This window comes from Comamonas sp. E6 (genome assembly GCF_001010305.1).
Lineage (GTDB): Bacteria > Pseudomonadota > Gammaproteobacteria > Burkholderiales > Burkholderiaceae_C > Comamonas > Comamonas thiooxydans.
In genome coordinates this window covers 148,428-168,809 of record NZ_BBXH01000015.1, presented here as the reverse complement: position 1 = coordinate 168,809, position 20,382 = coordinate 148,428, and the positions used below count along the sequence as shown (strand labels likewise).

18 protein-coding genes are annotated in these 20,382 nt (G+C 61.8%); 15 read left to right on the top strand and 3 right to left on the bottom strand.

From position 1 onward, the window contains the following. Positions 1–6 precede the first annotated feature (6 nt). The 3 genes from CSE6_RS14610 (at position 7) to CSE6_RS26095 (ending at position 3,118) form a co-directional block, all read left to right on the top strand. Positions 7–1,107, top strand: a complete 1,101-nt coding sequence (locus tag CSE6_RS14610; protein ID WP_083994739.1) for an ABC transporter permease — start codon at positions 7–9, stop codon at positions 1,105–1,107. Further along, positions 1,104–2,759 (top strand): ABC transporter ATP-binding protein, encoded by a 1,656-nt coding sequence (locus tag CSE6_RS14605; RefSeq protein WP_059440814.1) that lies wholly within the window; start codon positions 1,104–1,106, stop codon positions 2,757–2,759. Before CSE6_RS14610 ends, CSE6_RS14605 begins: the two co-directional genes overlap by 4 nt. A 197-nt stretch (positions 2,760–2,956) precedes the next feature. After that, the gene (locus tag CSE6_RS26095) at positions 2,957–3,118 is read left to right on the top strand and encodes a hypothetical protein (protein WP_003056362.1); all 162 of its coding nucleotides are present in this window, start codon (positions 2,957–2,959) and stop codon (positions 3,116–3,118) included. Between the two features lie 102 nt (positions 3,119–3,220). On the opposite strand, the gene CSE6_RS14600 is transcribed toward CSE6_RS26095, so the two are convergent. Together CSE6_RS14600 and CSE6_RS14595 are read right to left on the bottom strand one after the other, a co-directional pair. After that, entirely contained in the window at positions 3,221–3,553 is a 333-nt protein-coding gene (locus CSE6_RS14600) for a chaperone modulator CbpM (RefSeq protein WP_003063164.1), read from the bottom strand. An 11-nt stretch (positions 3,554–3,564) separates the two neighbouring features. Then, entirely contained in the window at positions 3,565–4,545 is a 981-nt protein-coding gene (locus CSE6_RS14595) for a DnaJ C-terminal domain-containing protein (RefSeq protein WP_059440831.1), read from the bottom strand. Between the two features lie 230 nt (positions 4,546–4,775). Between CSE6_RS14595 and CSE6_RS14590 the strand changes: the two genes are divergently transcribed. The 7 genes from CSE6_RS14590 to typA all read left to right on the top strand — a co-directional run bounded on the left by CSE6_RS14590 (position 4,776) and on the right by typA (position 13,637). Beyond that, a complete protein-coding gene (locus CSE6_RS14590) occupies positions 4,776–5,156 on the top strand; it encodes a thioredoxin family protein (RefSeq protein ID WP_034349992.1) in 381 nt (126 codons plus the stop codon). A 180-nt stretch (positions 5,157–5,336) separates the two neighbouring features. Continuing rightward, positions 5,337–5,915, top strand: a complete 579-nt coding sequence (gene rimP / locus CSE6_RS14585; protein ID WP_034351798.1) for a ribosome maturation factor RimP — start codon at positions 5,337–5,339, stop codon at positions 5,913–5,915. Positions 5,916–5,998: 83 nt separating this feature from the next. After that, positions 5,999–7,486, top strand: a complete 1,488-nt coding sequence (nusA, locus tag CSE6_RS14580; protein ID WP_003063156.1) for a transcription termination factor NusA — start codon at positions 5,999–6,001, stop codon at positions 7,484–7,486. A gap of 23 nt (positions 7,487–7,509) precedes the next feature. Next, positions 7,510–10,344, top strand: a complete 2,835-nt coding sequence (gene infB / locus CSE6_RS14575; protein ID WP_012837914.1) for a translation initiation factor IF-2 — start codon at positions 7,510–7,512, stop codon at positions 10,342–10,344. Between the two features lie 95 nt (positions 10,345–10,439). Then, entirely contained in the window at positions 10,440–10,817 is a 378-nt protein-coding gene (rbfA, locus tag CSE6_RS14570; protein ID WP_003056352.1) for a 30S ribosome-binding factor RbfA, read from the top strand. A 4-nt stretch (positions 10,818–10,821) separates the two neighbouring features. Then, positions 10,822–11,814, top strand: a complete 993-nt coding sequence (truB, locus tag CSE6_RS14565; protein WP_003080481.1) for a tRNA pseudouridine(55) synthase TruB — start codon at positions 10,822–10,824, stop codon at positions 11,812–11,814. Beyond that, on the top strand, positions 11,811–13,637 hold the full coding sequence (typA, locus tag CSE6_RS14560) for a translational GTPase TypA (protein ID WP_034351801.1): 1,827 nt from the start codon (positions 11,811–11,813) through the stop codon (positions 13,635–13,637). The genes truB and typA overlap by 4 nt, the downstream gene beginning before the upstream one ends. A 315-nt stretch (positions 13,638–13,952) precedes the next feature. Here the strand turns inward: typA and CSE6_RS14555 are convergent, their stop codons facing one another. Continuing rightward, entirely contained in the window at positions 13,953–14,258 is a 306-nt protein-coding gene (locus tag CSE6_RS14555; RefSeq protein ID WP_034350048.1) for a c-type cytochrome, read from the bottom strand. A 113-nt stretch (positions 14,259–14,371) separates the two neighbouring features. Here CSE6_RS14555 and CSE6_RS14550 point away from each other — a divergent pair, with 113 nt between their 5' ends. The 5 genes from CSE6_RS14550 (at position 14,372) to CSE6_RS14530 (ending at position 20,295) form a co-directional block, all read left to right on the top strand. Continuing rightward, positions 14,372–14,611, top strand: a complete 240-nt coding sequence (locus CSE6_RS14550) for a TIGR04438 family Trp-rich protein (RefSeq protein WP_003063147.1) — start codon at positions 14,372–14,374, stop codon at positions 14,609–14,611. Positions 14,612–14,751: 140 nt separating this feature from the next. Then, on the top strand, positions 14,752–16,611 hold the full coding sequence (gene ilvD / locus CSE6_RS14545; protein ID WP_003063146.1) for a dihydroxy-acid dehydratase: 1,860 nt from the start codon (positions 14,752–14,754) through the stop codon (positions 16,609–16,611). 116 nt (positions 16,612–16,727) lie between these two features. Further along, positions 16,728–17,735, top strand: coding sequence for a tripartite tricarboxylate transporter substrate binding protein (locus tag CSE6_RS14540; protein ID WP_059440813.1), 1,008 nt, complete (start codon positions 16,728–16,730; stop codon positions 17,733–17,735). Positions 17,736–17,881: 146 nt separating this feature from the next. Further along, complete coding sequence (gene lgt, locus CSE6_RS14535) at positions 17,882–18,724, top strand: prolipoprotein diacylglyceryl transferase (protein WP_059440812.1); 843 nt, start codon at positions 17,882–17,884, stop codon at positions 18,722–18,724. Between the two features lie 155 nt (positions 18,725–18,879). Next, on the top strand, positions 18,880–20,295 hold the full coding sequence (locus CSE6_RS14530; RefSeq protein WP_034351853.1) for a malonyl-CoA decarboxylase: 1,416 nt from the start codon (positions 18,880–18,882) through the stop codon (positions 20,293–20,295). Positions 20,296–20,382 lie beyond the last annotated feature (87 nt).

Genomic DNA, 20,382 nt, shown 5'->3' with positions numbered 1-20,382 from the left:
GAAGCTATGAATACAGGAGTGGAGCGTGTACCGGCGGTGCCTGCTGCCAAATCCGAGTCCCCGGGGCGCCGGGCCTGGCGGCGTTTCAAATCCAACCGGCTGGGCTTTGTCAGCCTGCTGATCTTCTCGGTGCTGGTGCTGCTCAGCCTGTTTGCCGAACTGCTGTCCAACGACAAGCCGCTTATCGTGCGCTACGAGGGGCAGACCTATCTGCCGCTGCTGCACGATTACCCGGAAACCACGTTTGGCGGCGATTTCCATACGCCGACCGATTACCTCGATCCCTTCATCCAGCAAAGGCTCGGCGAGGGCGACAACTGGGCGATCTTCCCCATCAACCGCTATGGCAAGTCCACCATCAACTACTTTGCCAAGTCGCCCAATCCTTCTGCGCCGTCGGCCGACAATTGGCTGGGCACCGACGACCGGGGGCGCGATCTGCTGGCGCAGCTCATCTACGGTTTTCGCGTCAGCGTGCTGTTCGGCCTGGCGCTGACGGCCGTGGGCGTGCTGCTGGGCGTGCTGGCGGGAGCGGTGCAGGGCTTTTTTGGCGGCAAGACGGATCTGGCCTTCCAGCGCCTGACGGAAATCTGGGGCTCCATGCCCGAGCTCTACCTGCTCATCATCTTCAGCGCGCTGTTTGCGCCCAGTGTCTCGCTGCTGCTGATCCTGCTGAGCCTGTTCGGCTGGATGGGGCTGGCCGACTATGTGAGAGCCGAGTTTCTGCGCAATCGCCAGCTCGACTATGTGAAATCCGCCCAGGCCCTGGGTGCCAGCAATCGTTCCATCATCTTTCGCCACATTCTGCCCAACAGCATGACGCCGGTGATCACCTTTTTGCCGTTTCGCATGAGCGGGGCCATCCTGGCGCTGACCTCGCTCGATTTTCTGGGTCTGGGCGTCCCGCCAGGCACGCCCAGCCTGGGCGAGTTGCTGAGCCAGGGCAAGAACAATATCGATGCCTGGTGGATTTCCCTGTCCACCTTTGGCGTGCTGGTCATCACGCTGCTGTTGCTGACCTTTATGGGCGACGCCCTGCGCGATGCGCTGGACCCGCGCAAGCAGGCGCACACCGGGGCTGCAAAGCGCGCAGGAGGCAAGCCATGAGCCAGGAAAAGTATGGGATTGAGAGTCGCAGCCAGTTGCTGAGCGTGCACGATCTGAGCGTGTCTTTTGCGGGCAAGCCCGTGGTTCAGGGCGTGAGCTTCGAGATGGCAGCCGGTGAAAAGCTGGCGCTGGTGGGGGAGTCCGGCTCGGGCAAGTCGGTCACGGCGCTGTCGCTGCTGCGCCTGGTGGGCGATGCGCAACTGGGTGGCCAAGCCTTGCTGGACGGGCGCGATCTGCTGGGGCTTTCGGAGCGCGAGATGCAGGGCATACGCGGCGGCGATATCGCCATGATCTTTCAGGAGCCGATGACGGCGCTGAACCCGCTTATGACTGTCGGCGCGCAGGTGGCGGAGGTGCTGCAGCTCAAGCAGGCCTTGAGCCGGGCGCAGGCCTTGAAGCAGGCCGTCGAGCTGCTGGCCACTACCGGCATCCCTGAGCCCGAGCGTCGCGCGCAGAGCTTTCCGCACCAGCTCAGCGGTGGCCAGCGTCAGCGCGCCATGATCGCCATGGCCCTGGCCAGCCGTCCCCGGCTGCTGCTGGCCGACGAGCCGACAACGGCGCTGGATGTGACGCTGCGTGGCCAGATCCTGGATTTGCTGGCCGATCTGCAGCGGCAGACCGGCATGGCCGTGCTGATGATCACGCATGACCTGAACCTGGTGCGCCGCTTTGCCGACCGCGTGGCCGTCATGGAAAAAGGCCGTCTCGTGGAGCAGGGCGCGGTGGCCGAGCTGATGCGGAACCCGCAGCATGCCTATACCCGCAAGTTGCTGGCCAGCCGGCCGGTGCGCAATGTGGCGGATGAGACCGTGCCGGCCGGTGAGGCTGCCGTGGTGCAGACCCGGGCCTTGCAGGTGAGCTATGCCACGCCCTTGCCCGGCATTCGCGGCTGGTTCAAAAAGGGCGCGTTCGTCGCGGTCAAGGGCGCGGATATGCTGCTGCGGCCCGGTCGTACCCTGGGCGTGATCGGTGAATCGGGCTCTGGTAAATCCACGCTGGCCCAGGCCGTGCTGGGGTTGTTGCCTGCGGCCGGGGGGCTGCAGGTGGCCGGCAGGCAATGGCAGCAGCCGGCAATCCGCAACAGCGCCGCCAATCTGGCGCTGCGGCGCAAGATCCAGGTGGTGTTCCAGGATCCGTTTTCCTCGCTGTCGCCGCGCATGACGGTGGAGGAGATCGTCGGCGAAGGCCTGCAGATCCATGCCCCTGAGCTCGCTGCCGGGCCGCGGCGCGAGCGCGTGCTCAAGATGCTCGAAGAGGTGGGCTTGACCGAGGCCCAGTTTCCAGGCCTGCTGCAGCGCTATCCGCATGAATTCTCGGGCGGGCAGCGGCAGCGCCTGGCGATTTCACGCGCGCTCATCATGGAGCCCGAGGTCCTGGTGCTGGACGAGCCCACGAGTGCACTCGATGTCACTATTCAACAGCAAGTGCTGGCCCTGTTGCAGCGGCTGCAGAAGGAGCGTGGTCTGGCCTATCTGCTCATCACCCACGATGTGGACGTGATTCGCGCCATGGCCCATGAGGTGCTGGTCATGAAGGACGGGCAGATCGTGGAGCAGGGCGATGTGCAGGCGGTGCTGACTGCGCCGAGGCAGGCATATACGCGCCAGTTGGTCGAGGCCGCCGGGGTCGTTGCCGAGCCTCCGGTGGTCTGAATGTGATGGCGAGCAGCGCTTTCCCTTCAAAGGTTTGAGGCTTTGAATGCCTGCAATTGCTGTCGATTCACTGATTCGCGAGGCAGGCATTCGCTGAAAAGCACTGAATCCGCACTCGAAAGTTTGTATTTATTTGGCGCGAATTCTCTGGCTGTGGCCTAATTGATCCTTTTCAACCTCCCAATTGAGAATTCGACATGGGCAATAAGATCGTTACCGAAGCAGACCGCAAGGCCACTCCCCGTCCCCAGGCACCCAATGGCGTGACCCTGCCCACTCCCGGCCGTGGCCAGCGCGTGAGCCTGGAGCGTGGTTCGCACACTCGCAGCAAGAAGCAGCCCGGCAAGCGCCACGGCTAATTCCTGCGGCAGGCTGCGCCCTGGTGTGCGGCCCGCAAAAAAGCCCTCGTCACTTCGGTACGAGGGCTTTTTGCTTTTCACGGCTTCAGAGCGTTGGTTTGCTCATCCCTGTAGGTTTTTCAGCTTGCGGCGCAGTTGCTGCACTTCCTCGATGAGATCGGTGGTCAGGGCGGCGAGCTGAGGGTCGGCGTCGAAGCTGTGTTCCAGCTGGGCAATGCGGCGTGCACGTACCAGCGTCTGGCTGCTGAAGCGCCATTGCTCGTGGCTGATCTCGCGCAGCTGACCTTCGTTGTCGTAGCTGATGACGCCTGTCTGCACATGCTCGATCACCCATTGCGGGCTGGTGCAGCAATGGCGCGCCAGCTCGTGCAGATCGAGCACGGCCTGTTCCAGCAGCTCGGCAGGTTCGTAGAAAGGGTAGTGGGAGGGGCTCATGGGAAAACCTTTCAACTCAGGCTGCGGGCATCGAACTGCGGGAAGGCCCTGGCAAAGTCGGCATAAGCCTGCTTTTGCGCGGGTGTCGCCGCGGGCGGGAAGACCACATCCAGCACCAGGTACAGATCACCTGGCGTGGCGGCGGGCAGGCCCTTGCCCTTGAGGCGCAGTTTGCGGCCCGAGCGATAGCCGGCGGGCACGGTGACTTCCAGTTCCCCGGCCAGCGTCTTGAAGGGGACGGGGCCACCCAGCTCGGCTTCCCAGGGCGCGAGCGGCACTCGCTGGTAGACATCCTTGCCTTCGGACCACCAGCGTGGGTCGCTGCGGAAGTGCACCTCCAGCAGCAGATCGCCTGGAGCACCCTTGCCCAGGCCCGGGTTGCCCTGACCGGCAAGGCGAATCATCTGGCCCTCGCGCACGCCCTTGGGAATGGTGACCTGCAGCTCCTTGTCCTTGTGGGTGGGGATGCCCTGGTCGTCGAGCACGGTGCTGCGCAGATGCAGCGAGCGCACGGCGCCGCTATAGCTGTCTTGCAGATCCAGCTCTATGCTGGCATGCTGGTCCTGGCCGCGCATGTCTGGGGTGCTGCGCGCGCCTTGCTGGCCCTGATGGCGCCGTGCACGAGCGGCCTGGCCGAACATCTGCGAGAAAAAGTCGCTGAAATCGGCGTCGCTGCCGGCATCGCCCTGGCTGCTGAAGTGAAAGTCCTGCTGATCCCAGTCGGGCGGCGGGCGAAAGCCTCCGCCGCCCTGAGCTCTGGCATTTTGAGCAAACTGCATCTCGTCGCCCATGGCGTCATAGGCGGCGCGCTTTTCGGGGTCGGAGAGCACGGTGTTGGCTTCGTTGACCTCGGCCATGCGAGCCGCCGCGTCTTTTTCCTTGCTGATGTCGGGATGGTATTTGCGGGCGAGTTTGCGATAGGCCTTTTTGATGTCATCGGTGGAGGCCTTTTTGTCCACGCCAAGTATCTTGTAATAGTCCTTGTAATCCATGGAGTCACCAATCTTCTTGTCAAAAGATGGGCGCAAGACTGTTGCCTTGGCTGCTGCCATTGCTGCGCCCGCATTCAGGAAAATAATAGGGATAGAGTGCGGCAGCTTCAAGGGTCTCAATGCGCGCTGGTGGGGTGATGACCGGGGTTTGAGTCCTTGGGGGCATCTGGCGCTACCATTGCCGGGATCAATGCAGGGGCGTGTGCGAAGGCCTGCCCAGAGTTCGTGAAATGAAACAAGAAATTACAAAAGCAGACGCATGGCTGGTTGTCTGCCTCTGTGCTGACTGGTGCGGTACCTGTAAACAGTACCGGCAGCCCTTCGAGGCTCTTGCTGCCCAGTTTCCACAGATGCGTTTTGTCTGGCTCGATGTGGAAGACCGTGAGGATGTAGCTGGCGATCTGGACATAGAAACCTTTCCGTCCATTTTGGTGGCGCAGGGCGAGCAGGCCAGATTCCTGGGGCCTGTGCTTCCGCAAACGGGGGTGCTGGCGCGGATGCTGCAATCCCTGCCCGCAGATGCGGCGGCGAGGCCCGCCGATGTGCAGGAGGCCCAGGATTTGCTGCAGCGATTGTTGCGCGCTGATGACCTGCAGGAAGTCTTGCGTTGATGGCTGTTTTATGCGAGACACTTTTTGCGAAAACAGTGGTTTGCGGCTACAATCACGGCTTCACGACCAAACGGGCGGGTACATACCGCCCGTTTTTTTTGGGCAATTCATGGCGAAACCTGTTTTTGGCAGAGCTAAGTCCATGATTTGACAGATTTTTCGGGATTGAACTGAATACACGTGGCACTACAGCAAATCGTTGAACAAACCGTGACAGGTCTGGGCTATGACCTGGTTGAAATCGAGCGCTCGGCCGGCGGCCTGCTGCGCATCACGATTGATTTGCCTTGGCAGGCGCCGGAGGACGGTGCGCCTGAGCTGCCCGAGCAGTTCGTGACAGTGGAAGACTGCGAAAAGGTCACGCGCCAGCTTCAGTTTGCGCTGGAAGTCGATGGTGCGGACTACGCCCGCCTGGAGGTCTCTTCTCCAGGCATTGATCGTTTGCTGCGCCATGAGCAGGACTTCATCCGCTTTGAAGGCTCGGAGGTGGATCTGACGCTCAAGGCTCCCATCGGGGCTGCAGGTGGCGACAAGATCAATGCAAACCGCAAGAAATTTCGTGGCACGCTGGAGCGGACTGAAGAAGGTGGCTGGCAGATCGTCTGGAGCGATGAGCCGCCTCCCAAGCCGGGCGTGCGCGTCAGCAAGAAGCGTGAGCCTGCGCCGTTGAACGCGATGGGCTTTACGCTTGACGAGTTGCGCGAAGCTCGTCTGGCACCGATTGTGAATTTCAAAGGACGCGCAGCCAAGCCCGAGTGAGGCAGCTGAAGCGTTTGAATCTTTTGGGGCAAAGAGGTCGCATGCAAATCCTCTTTGTGTGATTGAAATAGGAGAGTCGTCGCATGAATCGCGAACTGTTGATGTTGGTTGAAGCCATTTCGCGTGAAAAGAACGTGGAACGCGATGTGGTTTTTGGTGCCGTGGAATCCGCACTGGCACAGGCCACCAAGAAGCTGTACCAAGGTGAAGTAGACATCCGCGTGTCCATCGATCGCGAAAGCGGCGACTACGACACCTTCCGCCGCTGGGTGGTGGTGTCTGACGATGCCGGTCTGCAGAACCCCGACGCCGAAGAAATGCTGATGGATGCGGAAGACCGCGTGCCCGGCATTCAAATTGGTGAGTTCATTGAAGAGCAGATCGAGTCGCTGCCCATCGGCCGTATCGGTGCCATGGCTGCCAAGCAGGTCATCCTGCAGAAGATTCGCGACGCCGAGCGCGAAATGCTGCTCAACGAATTCCTGGCACGTGGCGAGAAGATCTTTACCGGTACCGTCAAGCGCATGGACAAGGGCGACATCATTGTCGAATCCGGCCGTGTGGAAGGCCGACTCAAGCGCGGCGAGATGATCCCCAAGGAAAATCTGCGCAATGGCGACCGCGTGCGCGCCATGATCATGGAAGTCGATGCCACCTTGCGCGGTGCTCCCATCCTGCTGTCGCGCTCGGCTCCCGAATTCATGGTGGAATTGTTCCGCAATGAAGTGCCCGAGATCGAGCAAGGCCTGCTGGAGATCAAGAGCTGCGCCCGTGACGCCGGCTCTCGTGCCAAGATCGCCGTGCTCAGCCACGACAAGCGCGTGGACCCCATCGGCACCTGCGTCGGCGTGCGCGGCACCCGCGTGAATGCCGTGACCAACGAGCTGGCCGGCGAGCGTGTGGATATCGTGCTCTGGTCCGAAGACCCCGCCCAGTTCGTGATCGGTGCCCTGGCTCCTGCCAATGTCTCTTCCATCGTTGTGGATGAGGAAAAGCACGCCATGGACGTGGTCGTGGACGAGGAAAATCTGGCCATCGCCATCGGTCGCGGCGGTCAGAACGTGCGTCTGGCCTCCGAGCTGACAGGCTGGAAGATCAACATCATGGACGCTGCAGAGTCTGCCCAGAAGCAGGCCGACGAGTCGGCTGTCTCGCGCAAGCTGTTCATGGAAAAGCTGGATGTGGACGAGGAAATCGCCAACATCCTGATCGAAGAAGGTTTCGAGACCCTGGAAGAAGTGGCCTATGTGCCGCTGCAGGAAATGCTCGAAATCGAATCCTTCGACGAAGAGACGGTGAACGAGCTGCGTAGCCGCGCCAAGGATGCACTGCTGAGTCAGGAAATTGCTCGCGAAGAAAATGTGAGCAAGGCATCCGAGGATCTGGTGTCTCTGGACGGCATGACTGCCGAGCTGCTGGACAAGCTGGCGCAAGCTGATGTGCACACACGTGACGATCTGGCCGATCTGGCGATCGACGAGCTGACCGAAATCACCGGTCAGACTGCCGAAGAAGCCAAGGCCTTGATCATGAAGGCGCGTGAGCACTGGTTTACCGATGGGCAAGAGTAAGGTCAGGGAGGTACAGAGCATTTATGTCGAGTAATACGGTTGCAGAATTTGCGAAAGAGCGCAACACGACCCCTGATACCTTGCTGCAGCAGCTCAAGGCCGCCGGGGTTGACAAGGCCAATGCGGCTGACGCGCTGACCGAAGGTGACAAGCAGCGCTTGCTGTCTCACCTGCAGGCAAGCCATGGCAGCGGTGCCAAGAAGATCACGCTGACCAAGAAGTCCACCAGCGAAATCAAGCAGGCGGATTCATCGGGCCGTGCCCGTACGATTCAGGTGGAAGTGCGCAAGAAGCGCACTTTCGTGAAGCGGGAAGACACTCCCGCCGAGGCTCAGGCCAATGCGGAAAGCATGGCTAAGGCTGTGCAGGAGCGTGCCGCTAGTCAAGAGCTGGTACGCCGTGAAGAAGATGCTCGCCGCGAGGCCGAGCTGTTGAGCCATCAGGAAGAACAATTGGCCAAGGAACGTCAAGAGCGCGAAGAGCGCGAGCGCCGCGAGCGCGAAGCCGAGGAACGTGCTGCAGCCTATGCAGCCGCGGAAGTCGCCAAGGTGGCTGAAGCCAAGGCGGCAAAGGAAGAAGAAAAGCGCGAGCACGCAGCAGGCGCTGCCGCACGTGCTGCGGCCCAGGCCGAGGCACGCGCCAAGGCGGAAGCCGAATCCCAGGCCAAGGCTGCTGAAGAAGCCAGCCGCGCCAAGGATCTGGATGAGCGCCGCCGCAAGGCCCTGGCCGAAGCGGAAGCCATCCGCGCCATGATGGCTGCGCCCAAGAAGGTGCTGGTCGCCAAGAAGCCCGAGGAGCCCAAGAAAGCTGCTCCGGTCGCTGCGGATGCCAAGAAGCCTGTTGCCGCCAAGGATGGCAACAAGCCTGCAGGCAGCGCTGGCGCGGCCAATGCCGGCGGCGGCGCCCGTCCAGGCAAGGAAGTCAAGTCCGCCAAGCTGTCTTCGAGCTGGTCCAACGACGCCGGCAAGAAGAAGGAAATCAAGACCCGTGGCGACAGCTCCGGCGGCGTGGCTGGCCGTTCCAACTGGCGCGGTGGTCCCAAGGGCGGCCGTCGTGGCAATGATCGTCACGAGCAGCAACAGCAGCAGGCTCCCGAGTTCCGTCAGCTGGAGATTTCGGTGCCCGAGACCATCACCGTGGCCGAACTGGCTCACAAGATGGCCATCAAGGCATCCGAGGTCATCAAGGTTCTGATGAAGATGGGCCAGATGGTCACCATCAATCAGCCGCTGGACCAGGACACCGCCATGATCGTGGTGGAAGAAATGGGCCACACCGCCAAGGTGGCAGCGCTGGACGATCCCGAGGCCTTTACCGCCGAGGAAGTCTCCAACTCCGAAGCCGAGCAACTGCCGCGCGCTCCCGTGGTGACCGTCATGGGTCACGTGGACCACGGCAAGACCTCGCTGCTGGACTACATCCGTCGCACCAAGGTGGCGTCGGGCGAAGCCGGCGGCATCACTCAGCACATCGGTGCCTACCATGTGAAGACGCCTCGCGGCATCATCACCTTCCTGGACACCCCCGGTCACGAGGCCTTCACGGCCATGCGTGCTCGCGGTGCCAAGTCCACCGACATCGTGATTCTGGTGGCTGCTGCCGACGACGGCGTCATGCCCCAGACCAAGGAAGCCATCAAGCACGCCAAGGCGGCTGGTGTTCCCATCGTGGTGGCCATCACCAAGGCCGACAAGCCCGAAGCCAACCCCGATCGCGTCAAGCAGGAGCTGGTCGTGGAAGAGGTGCTACCCGAAGAATACGGCGGTGACTCTCCCTTCGTGGCCGTGTCCTCCAAGACCGGTCAGGGCATCGACGAGCTGCTGGAGCAAGTGCTGCTGCAGGCCGAAGTGCTGGAACTCAAGGCGCCCGTGGACGCCGCTGCCAAGGGTATCGTGATCGAAGCCCAGCTGGACAAGGGTCGCGGTACCGTGGCTACGGTGCTGGTGCAGTCCGGTACGCTGAAGGTCGGCGATGTGGTGCTGGCTGGCCAGACCTATGGTCGCGTGCGAGCCATGCTCGACGAAGACGGCAAGCAGACCAAGGAAGCCGGTCCTTCCATCCCTGTCGAGATCCAGGGTCTGAACGAAGTGCCCCAGGCGGGTGACGACTTCATGGTGCTGAGCGACGAGCGTCGTGCCCGTGAAATCGCAACCTACCGCGCCGGCAAGTTCCGCAACACCAAGCTGGCCAAGCAGCAGGCTGCGAAGCTGGAAAACATGTTCGCCGAAATGTCCGCTGGCGATGTGCAGACCCTGCCCATCATCATCAAGGCCGACATGCAAGGCTCGCAGGAAGCTCTGGCAGCCTCGCTGCTCAAGCTGTCCACCGACGAGATCAAGGTTCAGCTGGTGTACTCCGGCGTGGGCGGTATCTCCGAGTCCGACGTCAACCTGGCGCTGGCTTCCAAGGCCATCATCATCGGCTTCAACGTGCGTGCGGATGCTCAGGCCCGCAAGACCGCTGAAGGCAACGATGTCGACGTTCGCTACTACAACATCATCTACGACGCCGTGGATGAGGTGAAGGCTGCGATGTCGGGCATGCTGGCTCCCGAGAAGCGCGAAGAGATCATCGGTATGGCCGAGATCCGTACCGTGTTCGTGGCGACGAAGATCGGCACCATTGCCGGCTCGTACATCACGCAAGGTCACGTCACCCGCAACGCACACTTCCGTCTGCTGCGCGACAACGTGGTCATCTACACGGGCGAGATCGAGTCGCTGCGCCGCATGAAGGACGATGTCAAGGAAGTCAAGGAAGGCTTCGAGTGCGGTATCAAGCTGCGCAATTACAACGACATCAAGGAAGGCGACGTGCTGGAAGTCTTCGAGATCAAGGAAATCGCTCGTACGCTGTAAAAGCAATAGCTGCTAGCGCCTGCTCTGCAAGGGTTTGAGGTTGAAAACACCTTGAGATCCTTGTACAGCAAGCGCAAATAGCTCCTTTTTTATTCATGGCAACCAAACGCAAATCTGCTGCTCCCAACCGCAGCTTCAAAGTTTCCGACCAGATCCAGCGTGATCTGTCGGAGCTGATCGCCCGCGAGTTGAAGGACCCGCGCGTCGGCATGGTCACGCTGCAAGGCGTGGAGGTGACTCCTGACTATGCCCACGCCAAGGTGTTCTTCAGCGTGCTCGTCGGCGATCCCGAAGTGACGCTGGCAGCACTCAATCAGGCCGCAGGCTTTCTGCGCAACGGCCTGTTCAAGCGTCTGCACATTCATACCGTGCCCACGCTGCATTTCGTCTACGACCGCACTACAGAGCGCGCTGCCGACATGAACGCCTTGATCGCCAAGGCTGTGGCGTCGCGCGGACCCGAACAGGAATAAGCACATGAACGCCCCTCGCACCCGGGTGCAGCGGCGCCCTGTGCATGGGGTGTTGCTGCTCGATAAACCGCTGGGCTGGTCCAGCAACGATATCTTGCAGAAGGTCAAGTGGCTGCTGCGCGCCGAAAAGGCCGGGCATACAGGCACGCTTGATCCGCTGGCCAGTGGCGTGCTGCCGCTGTGTTTCGGCGCTGCCACCAAATTCAGTCAGCTTCAGCTCGAAGCCGAGAAAACCTACGAAGCCATTGCCCGCCTGGGCCAGACCACGACCACGGCCGATGCCGAGGGCGATGTGGTGCTGGAGCGTGCCGTCGATCTGGCAGCCATCACGCCCGAGCGCCTGGCGCAGGTGCAGGCCCAGTTCACAGGCGACATCAAGCAGGTGCCGCCCATGCACAGTGCGCTGAAGAAGGACGGCAAGGCACTCTATGAATATGCCCGTGCGGGCGTGGAAGTGGAGCGCCCCGCACGCGATGTCACCATTCATGCATTGGATCTGACTCTGGTGCAGGACGATCAGGGGCATCCGGCTGTCAAGATGAGAGTGACCTGCAGCAAGGGCACTTACATCCGCACATTGGGCGAAGACGTGGGCGAGGCCTTGGGCTGTGGCGCCCATTTGCGTTTTCTGCGCCGTGTGGAAACCGGCGGTCTTGAAGTGTCGCGTTGCGTGACGCTGCAGGCGCTGGAAGCCATGAACGATGAAGAGCGCATCGCGCAGGTCCAGCCTGTCGATACCCTGCTGCATCGTCATGCCGTCGTCACCTTGGGTGAACAGGATGCAGGACGCTTTCTATCAGGCTTGCGCCGTCGAGGGTCTTGGGCGGATGCCCCGGCCGTGGCGGTGTATGGTGAGCGCCCGCATGCCCTTTTAGGGGTAGGCCGTGTGGCGAGCGGGGAATTGATTCCCGAGCGCCTGCTCAGTCCGCTAGAAATTCAACAAATTTTGGAAGGAACGCCGCGTCCACAAGCAAGCGGCATTTTGGAAACATTATGAGCAAACAAATCCGCAACATTGCGATCATCGCGCACGTTGACCACGGTAAGACCACCATGGTGGACCAGCTGCTGCGCCAGTCCGGCACTTTTGCCGAGCACGAAAAAGTCGTCGACACCGTGATGGACAACCATGCCATCGAACGTGAGCGCGGCATCACCATTCTGGCCAAGAACTGTGCCGTGTCCTGGAAGGACACCCACATCAACATTCTCGACACGCCCGGTCACGCGGACTTCGGCGGCGAAGTGGAACGTGCCCTGTCCATGGTCGACGGCGTGGTGCTGCTGATCGATGCGCAGGAAGGTCCCATGCCCCAGACGCGCTTCGTGACCAAGAAGGCTCTGGCCCTGGGCCTGCGCCCCATCGTGGTGGTGAACAAGGTGGACAAGCCCGGCGCCAACCCCGACAAGGTGATCAACGCCGCTTTCGACCTGTTCGACAAGCTGGGCGCCACCGACGAGCAGCTGGACTTCCCCGTGGTCTACGCCTCCGGCATCAACGGCTGGTCGTCCAAGGAAGAGGGCGAGCCCGGTGCCAAGTGGGGTGAGGACATGTCCGCCCTGTTCGACACCATCCTGGATCACGTGCCTTCCGTGCAAGGCGATGCCAGCGCTCCCCTGCAGCTGCAGGTTTCTGCTCTGGATTACTCCACCTTCGTGGGTCGTATCGGCGTGGGCCGCATCACCCAGGGCACGCTCAAGCCCGGTCAGCAAGTGGCCGTGATGGCCGGTCCTGACGGCAAGAGCTACAGCGGCAAGATCAACCAGGTGCATACCTTCCAGGGTCTGGACCGCGTGCAGGCCACCGAAGCCGGTCCTTCCGAGATCGTGCTGATCAGCGGTATCGAAAACATCGGTATCGGCGAGACCGTCACCGACCCCGCCAATCCCCAGCCTCTGCCCATGCTGAAGATTGACGAGCCCACCCTGACCATGAACTTCTGCGTGAACACCTCGCCCCTGGCAGGTCGTGAAGGAAAGTTCGTGACCAGCCGCCAGATCTGGGACCGTCTGCAAAAGGAACTGCGCTCCAACGTGGCTCTGCGCGTCAAGGAAACCGACGAAGACGGTATCTTTGAAGTCTCCGGCCGCGGCGAACTGCACCTGACCATCTTGCTGGAAGAAATGCGCCGCGAAGGCTACGAGCTGGCCGTGTCCAAGCCTCGCGTCGTGATGCAGATGATCGACGGCGAAAAGCACGAGCCTATCGAGCTGGTGACTGCCGACATCGAAGAAGGCCATCAGGGCGGCGTGATGCAGGCACTGGGCGAGCGCAAGGGCGAGCTGGTGAACATGGAACCCGATGGCCGCGGTCGCGTCCGTCTGGAATACCGTATCCCTGCCCGTGGCCTGATCGGTTTCACCAACGAATTCCTGAACCTGACACGTGGTTCCGGCCTGATCGCCAACATCTTCGACAGCTACGAACCCCATAAGGGCGACATCGGCGGCCGCAAGAACGGCGTGCTGATCTCCATGGACGACGGTGAAATCTTCACCTACGCCCTGGGCAAGCTGGACGACCGTGGCCGCATGTTCGTGAAGGCCGGCGACCCCGTGTACGAAGGCATGATCATCGGCATCCACAGCCGCGACAACGATCTGGTGGTGAACGCCACACGTACCAAGCAGCTGACCAACTTCCGTGTTTCCGGCAAGGAAGACGCGATCAAGATCACGCCTCCCATCGAGCTGTCGCTGGAGTACGGCGTGGAATTCATCGAAGAGGACGAGCTGCTGGAAATCACCCCCACCAGCCTGCGCGTGCGCAAGCGTCACCTGAAGGAACACGATCGCAAGCGTGCTTCGCGTGATGCGTAATTCACTGGCTTAGGCTGTGAATCAAAAAGGCCCTTCGGGGCCTTTTTGATTGCACGCTGCTGCCTGACAGTCAGCATTGCAACGGCTGCGGTATTGATTCGTCGCGAAGCGAGCCACGGGCCGAGCTGCTGCAGTCAAGTGTTGCAGATGCTGACCTCACGGGTGTGGAGCAAAGTCTGGAATCCTGGTGCCGGTGGGCAGATGGAAGAGCAGGGCGATCCGCTGAGTCGCGGTAGCTTCAGAAACAAAAAACCGCATGGGAGCCATGCGGTTTTTGATAACGGCCCCGTCTCGCGCCGTTGAGAGGCAGTCGATTTACTTCTGCGCCAGAATCCAGGCCACCAGCTTCTTGGCATCGGCGTCGTTCACCTGGGGATTGGCGGGCATGGGCACGGGGCCCCACACGCCGGAGCCGCCCTTGATGACCTTGGCAGCCAGCTTGTCGGCTGCGTCCTTCTGGCCTGCATACTTGGCGGCCACATCCTTGAATGCAGGACCAACCAGCTTCTTGTCAACAGCGTGGCAGGCCATGCAGTTCTTGGACTGTGCCAGGGCCTGATCGGCCATGGCAGGGGCCACGGCAGCGGCGGAAAGGGCGAAAGCGATCAGAAATTGCTTCATCATGAGTTCCCAGGGTGCGGGGTTAAAGTTGATCTTTTAGCGCATTGTAGTGCTTGGCTTGTGTACTCTCCAGTGCACTCTGTGTTCTGGAAAATCAACAAAAAAGGGGATGTATGTATCTGTTAGGTTTGGCGATCGTGTTGTCGCTGCTCAAGCTGGCTCAGATCGGGCCTGTCGCAGGCTGGAGCTGGTGGCCTATTCTGGGCGTTTATGGCGCGGCTGCCGCCTGGTGGGCCTGGGCCGATGCTTCGGGCTATACCAAGCGCAAGGCCATGGAGAAGATGGACCAGCGCAAGAAAGAGCGTATCGAACGTCAGAAGCAGGCCATGGCACCGGGCCAGCGACGTCGTTGAGCAGTGAATCAGGCATCGTGATTGACGATGTCTTGTGATTGTTTTGCCTGACAGCCCGCCATGGGCTAGGCATCGCTGCCTTGCAGTGCTGGGCCATAATCCAAAGAATCATTTCCCGATAACGTCTTATAGCGAACCCCATGCCCGCATACCGTTCCAAAACCTCCACTGGCGGCCGCAACATGGCCGGTGCGCGCGCCCTGTGGCGTGCCACCGGCATGAAAGATGGCGATTTCGACAAGCCCATCATTGCGATTGCCAACTCCTTCACCCAGTTCGTGCCCGGCCATGTGCATCTGAAGGATCTGGGGCAACTGGTCGCGCGCGAGATCGAAAAGGCCGGCGGCGTGGCCAAGGAGTTCAACACCATCGCCGTGGACGATGGCATCGCCATGGGCCATGACGGCATGCTGTATTCGCTGCCCAGCCGCGACCTGATCGCGGACTCGGTCGAGTACATGGTCAATGCCCATTGCGCCGATGCGCTGGTGTGCATCTCCAACTGCGACAAGATCACCCCCGGCATGCTGATGGCTGCGATGCGCCTGAACATTCCGGTGATCTTTGTTTCCGGCGGCCCCATGGAAGCCGGCAAGACCAAGCTGGCCAACCCCGAAACCAAGACCATCGAGTTCAAGAAGCTGGACCTGGTGGACGCCATGGTGATCGCGGCCGATCAGCGCTATTCCGACGCCGAAGTGGCCGAGGTGGAGCGCTCCGCCTGCCCGACCTGCGGCTCCTGCTCGGGCATGTTCACCGCCAATTCGATGAACTGCCTGACCGAAGCGCTGGGCCTGTCCCTGCCCGGCAATGGCACCGTGGTGGCCACGCATGCCGACCGCGAAGAGCTGTTCCTGCGCGCCGGTCGCCGCATCGTCGAGCTGGCCCGCGACTACTACGAGAACGACAACGACAGCGTGCTGCCGCGCTCCGTGGGCTTCAAGGCCTTCGAGAACTGCATCACGCTGGACATCGCCATGGGCGGCTCCACCAATACCATCCTGCACCTGCTGGCCATCGCCCAGGAAGCGGGTATCGATTTCACCATGGCCGACATCGACCGCCTCTCGCGCGTCGTGCCTCAGCTGTGCAAGGTGGCACCCAACACGCCCAAGTACCACATCGAAGACGTGCACCGCGCTGGCGGCATCATGGCCATCCTGGGCGAGCTGGACCGCGCCGGCAAGCTGCACACCGATGTGCCTACGGTGCATGCCAAGACCATGAAGGATGCGCTGGAGCAGTGGGACATCATGCGCACGCAGGACGAGGCCGTGCGCCACTTCTACATGGCCGGCCCGGCCGGCATTCCCACGCAGGTGGCGTTCAGCCAGAACACCCGCTGGCCCAGCCTGGACCTGGATCGTGCCGAAGGCTGCATCCGCAGCTACGAGCACGCGTTCAGCAAGGAAGGCGGCCTGGCCGTGCTGCGCGGCAACATCGCGCTGGACGGCTGCGTGGTGAAGTCCGCAGGCGTGGACGAGTCGATCCTGGTCTTCGAAGGCCCGGCCCATGTGGTCGAGTCGCAGGACGAGGCCGTGGCCAACATCCTGGCCGACAAGGTCAAGGCAGGCGATGTGGTCATCGTGCGCTACGAAGGCCCCAAGGGCGGCCCCGGCATGCAGGAAATGCTCTACCCCACCAGCTACATCAAATCCAAGGGCCTGGGCAAGGCCTGTGCGCTGCTGACGGACGGCCGCTTCTCGGGCGGCACCTCCGGCCTGTCCATCGGTCACTGCTCTCCCGAAGCGGCAGCCGGCGGCGCGATTGGCCTGGTGCAGAACGGCGACATCATCCGCATCGACATTCCCAACCGCAGCATCAATATGCTGGTCAGCGACGAAGAGCTGGCCCGCCGCCGTGAAGCGCAGAATGCCAAGGGCTGGAAGCCTGCCCAGGCCCGTCCCCGCAAGATCTCAGCGGCCCTCAAGGCCTATGCCAAGCTGGTGACTAGCGCCGATACCGGCGCCGTGCGCGATCTGTCGCTGCTCGACGATTAAGTTACGTTTGTTTCGTCATTTCGTCAGCGCGGACTTTGCCTGCTGACGGACAATCCCACAGCCGCTCGATGCAAGTCGCGCGGCTGTTTTTATTGTCTTGCCAGAAAGTGATCTCCATGTCTTTCGCTGTTCGCCCCTCCTTCTTGTTGAAGACAGCAGGGCTGCTGGCCTTGCTGGGGGCATTGACGGCGCAGGCTGCAGAAGGGCGTTACCCGCAGCGTCCCGTGCGTCTGGTGGTCCCTTTCACGCCCGGAGGCTCCACCGATATCGTGGCGCGCCTGGTTGCCGATGCCATGCACACGACGCTGGGTCAGCCCGTGGTGGTCGACAACCGGTCCGGCGCCAGCGGCTTCATCGGGGCCGAGGCCGTGGCAAATGCGGTGCCTGACGGCTACACCATAGGCCTGGGCACCATCAGCACGCTGGTGGTCAATCCCGTCATGCTGCCGCAGTCGGCACGCATAGATCCTGCCAAGGCCTTTGTGCCGGTGGTTGCACTGGCGTCCATTCCGTCGGTGTTCTCCGTGCATCCCAATATGGGTGTGCAGAACTACGCTCAGTTCCTCACTCTTGCGCGCAGCAAGCCGGGTCAGTTCAATATCGGATCGGCCGGAATCGGCTCCATCGGGCATTTGATTGCCGAGCGCCTCAATGCCGATCTCAAGCTCAAGCTGCACCACATTCCCTACAAGGGGCAGGGGCCGGTGATTAGCGGCGCGCTGTCGGGCGAGACCCAGGTGCTCAGCGATCAATACCCTTCGTCGGCTCCGCATGTGGCTGCGGGCCGCCTGGTTCCGTTCGCCGTGGCCGCGCAGGAGCGCTTGCCGGCCCTGCCGCAGGTGCCCACGTTCAGGGAGTTGGGCCACCCTGCGCTCAACGATCTGGCCATCACCTGGTTCGGCATCGTTGCTCCGGCAGGAACACCGCAGGCCGTCGTGACCAGGCTCAACGGCGCTGCCAACGCGGCCTTGCAGGATCCTGCCGTGCAGGAGCGGTTGCAGGCCATGGGCGTGAATGTATTGGGCGGCACACCGCAGCGATTGAGCACCATGATGGATGAGACCGCCAAGGTCGTGCGCCAGACCGTGCGCGAGCAGGGCCTGGCGGTGGACAAGCCGCATTGACGCTTGAAAGAGCGCCGCTGGCGCCGGATGCAACAGGATGCCAGGTCGAGGTTTTTCGCATCAGGGGGGCTTTGAGCCGGTGAATGAGGCTCTGCAGCGTTCTCGGAGCATGCAGTTTTGCAGAAACGTCATCGGCCTGCGGCACAATGCCTGACATGCTGATGTATCCGCACATTGATCCTGTAGCCGTGCAGATTGGCCCGCTGGCCGTGCACTGGTATGGCATTACCTATCTGGTGGCCTTTGGTCTGTTCCTGTTTCTGGGCACGCGCCGACTGCACCACCCTCCATTCAAATACATGACGGGCGATCGTGCCTGGGCGCGCAAGGATGTGGAGGACATTCTCTTCCTTGGCGTGCTGGGCGTGGTCGTGGGCGGGCGCATCGGCTACTGCCTGTTCTACAAGCCCGGTTACTACCTCTCGCATCCGCTGGAGATTCTTGCCGTCTGGCAGGGCGGCATGAGCTTTCACGGCGGCCTGCTGGGCGTCATCGGCTCCATGATCTGGTTTGCGCGCTCGCGCAAGCGCAACTGGCTGGAAGTCGCGGATTTTGTGGCGCCCTGCGTGCCCACAGGGCTGGCTGCGGGCCGCATCGGCAACTTCATCAACGGCGAGCTCTGGGGGCGTTTTGCGAGTGCGGATCTGCCCTGGGCCATGGTGTTCCCGCAAAGCGGCTCCATGCTGCCGCGTCATCCCTCGCAGATCTATCAGTTCCTGATGGAAGGGCTGCTGCTGTTCATCATCCTGTGGCTTTACGCGCGCAAGGAGCGCAAGCCCGGCCAGGTCGCGGCGGTTTTTCTGATCGGCTATGGGGCCTTCCGCTTCATCGCAGAGTACTTCCGCGAGCCCGACGACTTCCTGGGCATTCTCTCGCTGGGCATGAGCATGGGGCAGTGGCTGTGCATTCCCATGATCGTGGCCGGTGTGCTCATGTGGGTGTGGTGTGGCAAGCGCCAGGCCTACGCGGTTCAGCGGACTACGGCCTGAAGGCCAAATCCTGAAAAACGCAGACTTCGGTCTGCGTTTTTCATGGTGTGGTGTACGAGGCTGAAAAACTGCACATAATGGCTGAAAGCGTTACTGCAATTGCGGTATCTGCTTCTTCAATGAGAGCATGATGGTGCTGGAACAAGGAGATGCATATGGGGTGGGCAGCCGAGTGGATTGAGCAAACCAAGCTGTGGGTGCGCGGTGCCGAGGGCGAGAAGGGCGACGCCCAGCATCGCCCGCTGGCGCAACGCCTGGAGGCCACCTTGCGTCGTGGGGAGGAGGCGCTGTCGCCGCGCGAGCTGCGCCGCTTGCTGCTGGACATGCAGCAGGTGGCGGATACCGCGCTCAGCGACGTGGAGGGCGGCCGTCACGCGCAGCTGCTGATGGATTGGTATGCCAAGGCCGATCTGGCCGCACGCAAGGACTTCTGGCTGCTGGCGATCGAAAAGTTCGGCCCCGATGCCAAGGCGCTGCAGGCGGCCCGCGAGCGCTACGACAAGGCGGGCAGCGATGTGGAACGCGGCGAGGCCGAGATGAGCCTGCGCCGCGCCCTGGTTTCGTCGCGCACGCGGCTGCTGCAGCGTTTTGCCCAGCCCAAGGGCGGCATGGGCTTTCTGGTCGACATGCGCGCCGAGTTGCTGGCCTTGCCCAAGGCGGAGCAGCACTATGTGGCGCTGGACGCCGAGCTGGAGCATCTGTTTTCCAGCTGGTTCGATGTGGCCTTGCTGGAGCTCAGAAGCCTGAACTGGGACTCGCCCGCATCGCTGCTCGAAAAGCTGATCAAGTACGAGGCAGTGCACGATATTCGCAGCTGGGCCGATCTGAAGAATCGCCTCGACAGCGACCGCCGCTGCTATGGGTTCTTTCACCCGCGCATGCCCAATGTGCCGCTGATCTTTGTGGAGGTGGCACTGCTGGACAAGATGGCCGGCAGCATGGCTCCGCTGCTGGACGAGGCCGCAGCGGCAGCCGATCTGGCCAAGGCCAACACCGCCATCTTCTATTCCATCAGCAACACCCAGACCGGACTCAAGGGCGTGAGCTTCGGCGATTCGCTGATCAAGCATGTGGTGGAGACGCTCACCGAGGAGTTTCCCAAGCTCAAGCAGTTCGCCACGCTGTCGCCGATTCCGGGACTGCGCAGCTGGCTGAGCAAGAACGGCGATGCGGCGCTGGCGGAGCTCGACGACAAGCAAAAGGCAGCCCTGGAAAAAGTCGCCGGCGGAGTGAGTGCCGCGCAATTGCTGGCCGCGCTGGACGATCCGGGCTCGCTGCCGGAGAAATCGGTGGTGCGTCAGGCCGCCATGTTTTGCGCCGCGCGCTATCTGGGTCGGGAAACTGCCAAGGGTCGTCCGCTGGATGCCGTGGCACGCTTTCACCTTGGCAACGGTGCGCGCGTGGAGCGCCTGAACTGGGCGGCAGACCTGTCGTCCAAGGGACTCAAGCAATCCATGGGGCTGATGGTCAACTATCTGTATGACCTCAAGCGCCTGGACAAGCACCGCAGCCTGTTGGCGCAGAGCAAGATTCCCGTTTCCTCGGAGATCGAATCGCTGTGCAAGGGTTGAGTGCATCGCGACTCGCGCTGCGCCCGGCCTGAGCCGGCTTGTTGCTGCTGCGTCTTCCAACCACAAGTCTGGCTGCGGCGATGCTGC

What these genes read in the sequence shown, in the direction of transcription:
- CSE6_RS14610 (WP_083994739.1), top strand. Translation starts at nt 7, where the DNA reads ATGAATACAGGAGTGGAGCGTGTACCGGCGGTGCCTGCTGCCAAATCC.
- CSE6_RS14605 (WP_059440814.1), top strand. Translation starts at nt 1,104, where the DNA reads ATGAGCCAGGAAAAGTATGGGATTGAGAGTCGCAGCCAGTTGCTGAGC.
- CSE6_RS26095 (WP_003056362.1), top strand. Translation starts at nt 2,957, where the DNA reads ATGGGCAATAAGATCGTTACCGAAGCAGACCGCAAGGCCACTCCCCGT.
- CSE6_RS14600 (WP_003063164.1), bottom strand. Translation starts at nt 3,553, where the DNA reads ATGAGCCCCTCCCACTACCCTTTCTACGAACCTGCCGAGCTGCTGGAA.
- CSE6_RS14595 (WP_059440831.1), bottom strand. Translation starts at nt 4,545, where the DNA reads ATGGATTACAAGGACTATTACAAGATACTTGGCGTGGACAAAAAGGCC.
- CSE6_RS14590 (WP_034349992.1), top strand. Translation starts at nt 4,776, where the DNA reads ATGAAACAAGAAATTACAAAAGCAGACGCATGGCTGGTTGTCTGCCTC.
- nusA (WP_003063156.1), top strand. Translation starts at nt 5,999, where the DNA reads ATGAATCGCGAACTGTTGATGTTGGTTGAAGCCATTTCGCGTGAAAAG.
- infB (WP_012837914.1), top strand. Translation starts at nt 7,510, where the DNA reads ATGTCGAGTAATACGGTTGCAGAATTTGCGAAAGAGCGCAACACGACC.
- rbfA (WP_003056352.1), top strand. Translation starts at nt 10,440, where the DNA reads ATGGCAACCAAACGCAAATCTGCTGCTCCCAACCGCAGCTTCAAAGTT.
- truB (WP_003080481.1), top strand. Translation starts at nt 10,822, where the DNA reads ATGAACGCCCCTCGCACCCGGGTGCAGCGGCGCCCTGTGCATGGGGTG.
- typA (WP_034351801.1), top strand. Translation starts at nt 11,811, where the DNA reads ATGAGCAAACAAATCCGCAACATTGCGATCATCGCGCACGTTGACCAC.
- CSE6_RS14555 (WP_034350048.1), bottom strand. Translation starts at nt 14,258, where the DNA reads ATGAAGCAATTTCTGATCGCTTTCGCCCTTTCCGCCGCTGCCGTGGCC.
- CSE6_RS14550 (WP_003063147.1), top strand. Translation starts at nt 14,372, where the DNA reads ATGTATCTGTTAGGTTTGGCGATCGTGTTGTCGCTGCTCAAGCTGGCT.
- ilvD (WP_003063146.1), top strand. Translation starts at nt 14,752, where the DNA reads ATGCCCGCATACCGTTCCAAAACCTCCACTGGCGGCCGCAACATGGCC.
- CSE6_RS14540 (WP_059440813.1), top strand. Translation starts at nt 16,728, where the DNA reads ATGTCTTTCGCTGTTCGCCCCTCCTTCTTGTTGAAGACAGCAGGGCTG.
- lgt (WP_059440812.1), top strand. Translation starts at nt 17,882, where the DNA reads ATGCCTGACATGCTGATGTATCCGCACATTGATCCTGTAGCCGTGCAG.
- CSE6_RS14530 (WP_034351853.1), top strand. Translation starts at nt 18,880, where the DNA reads ATGGGGTGGGCAGCCGAGTGGATTGAGCAAACCAAGCTGTGGGTGCGC.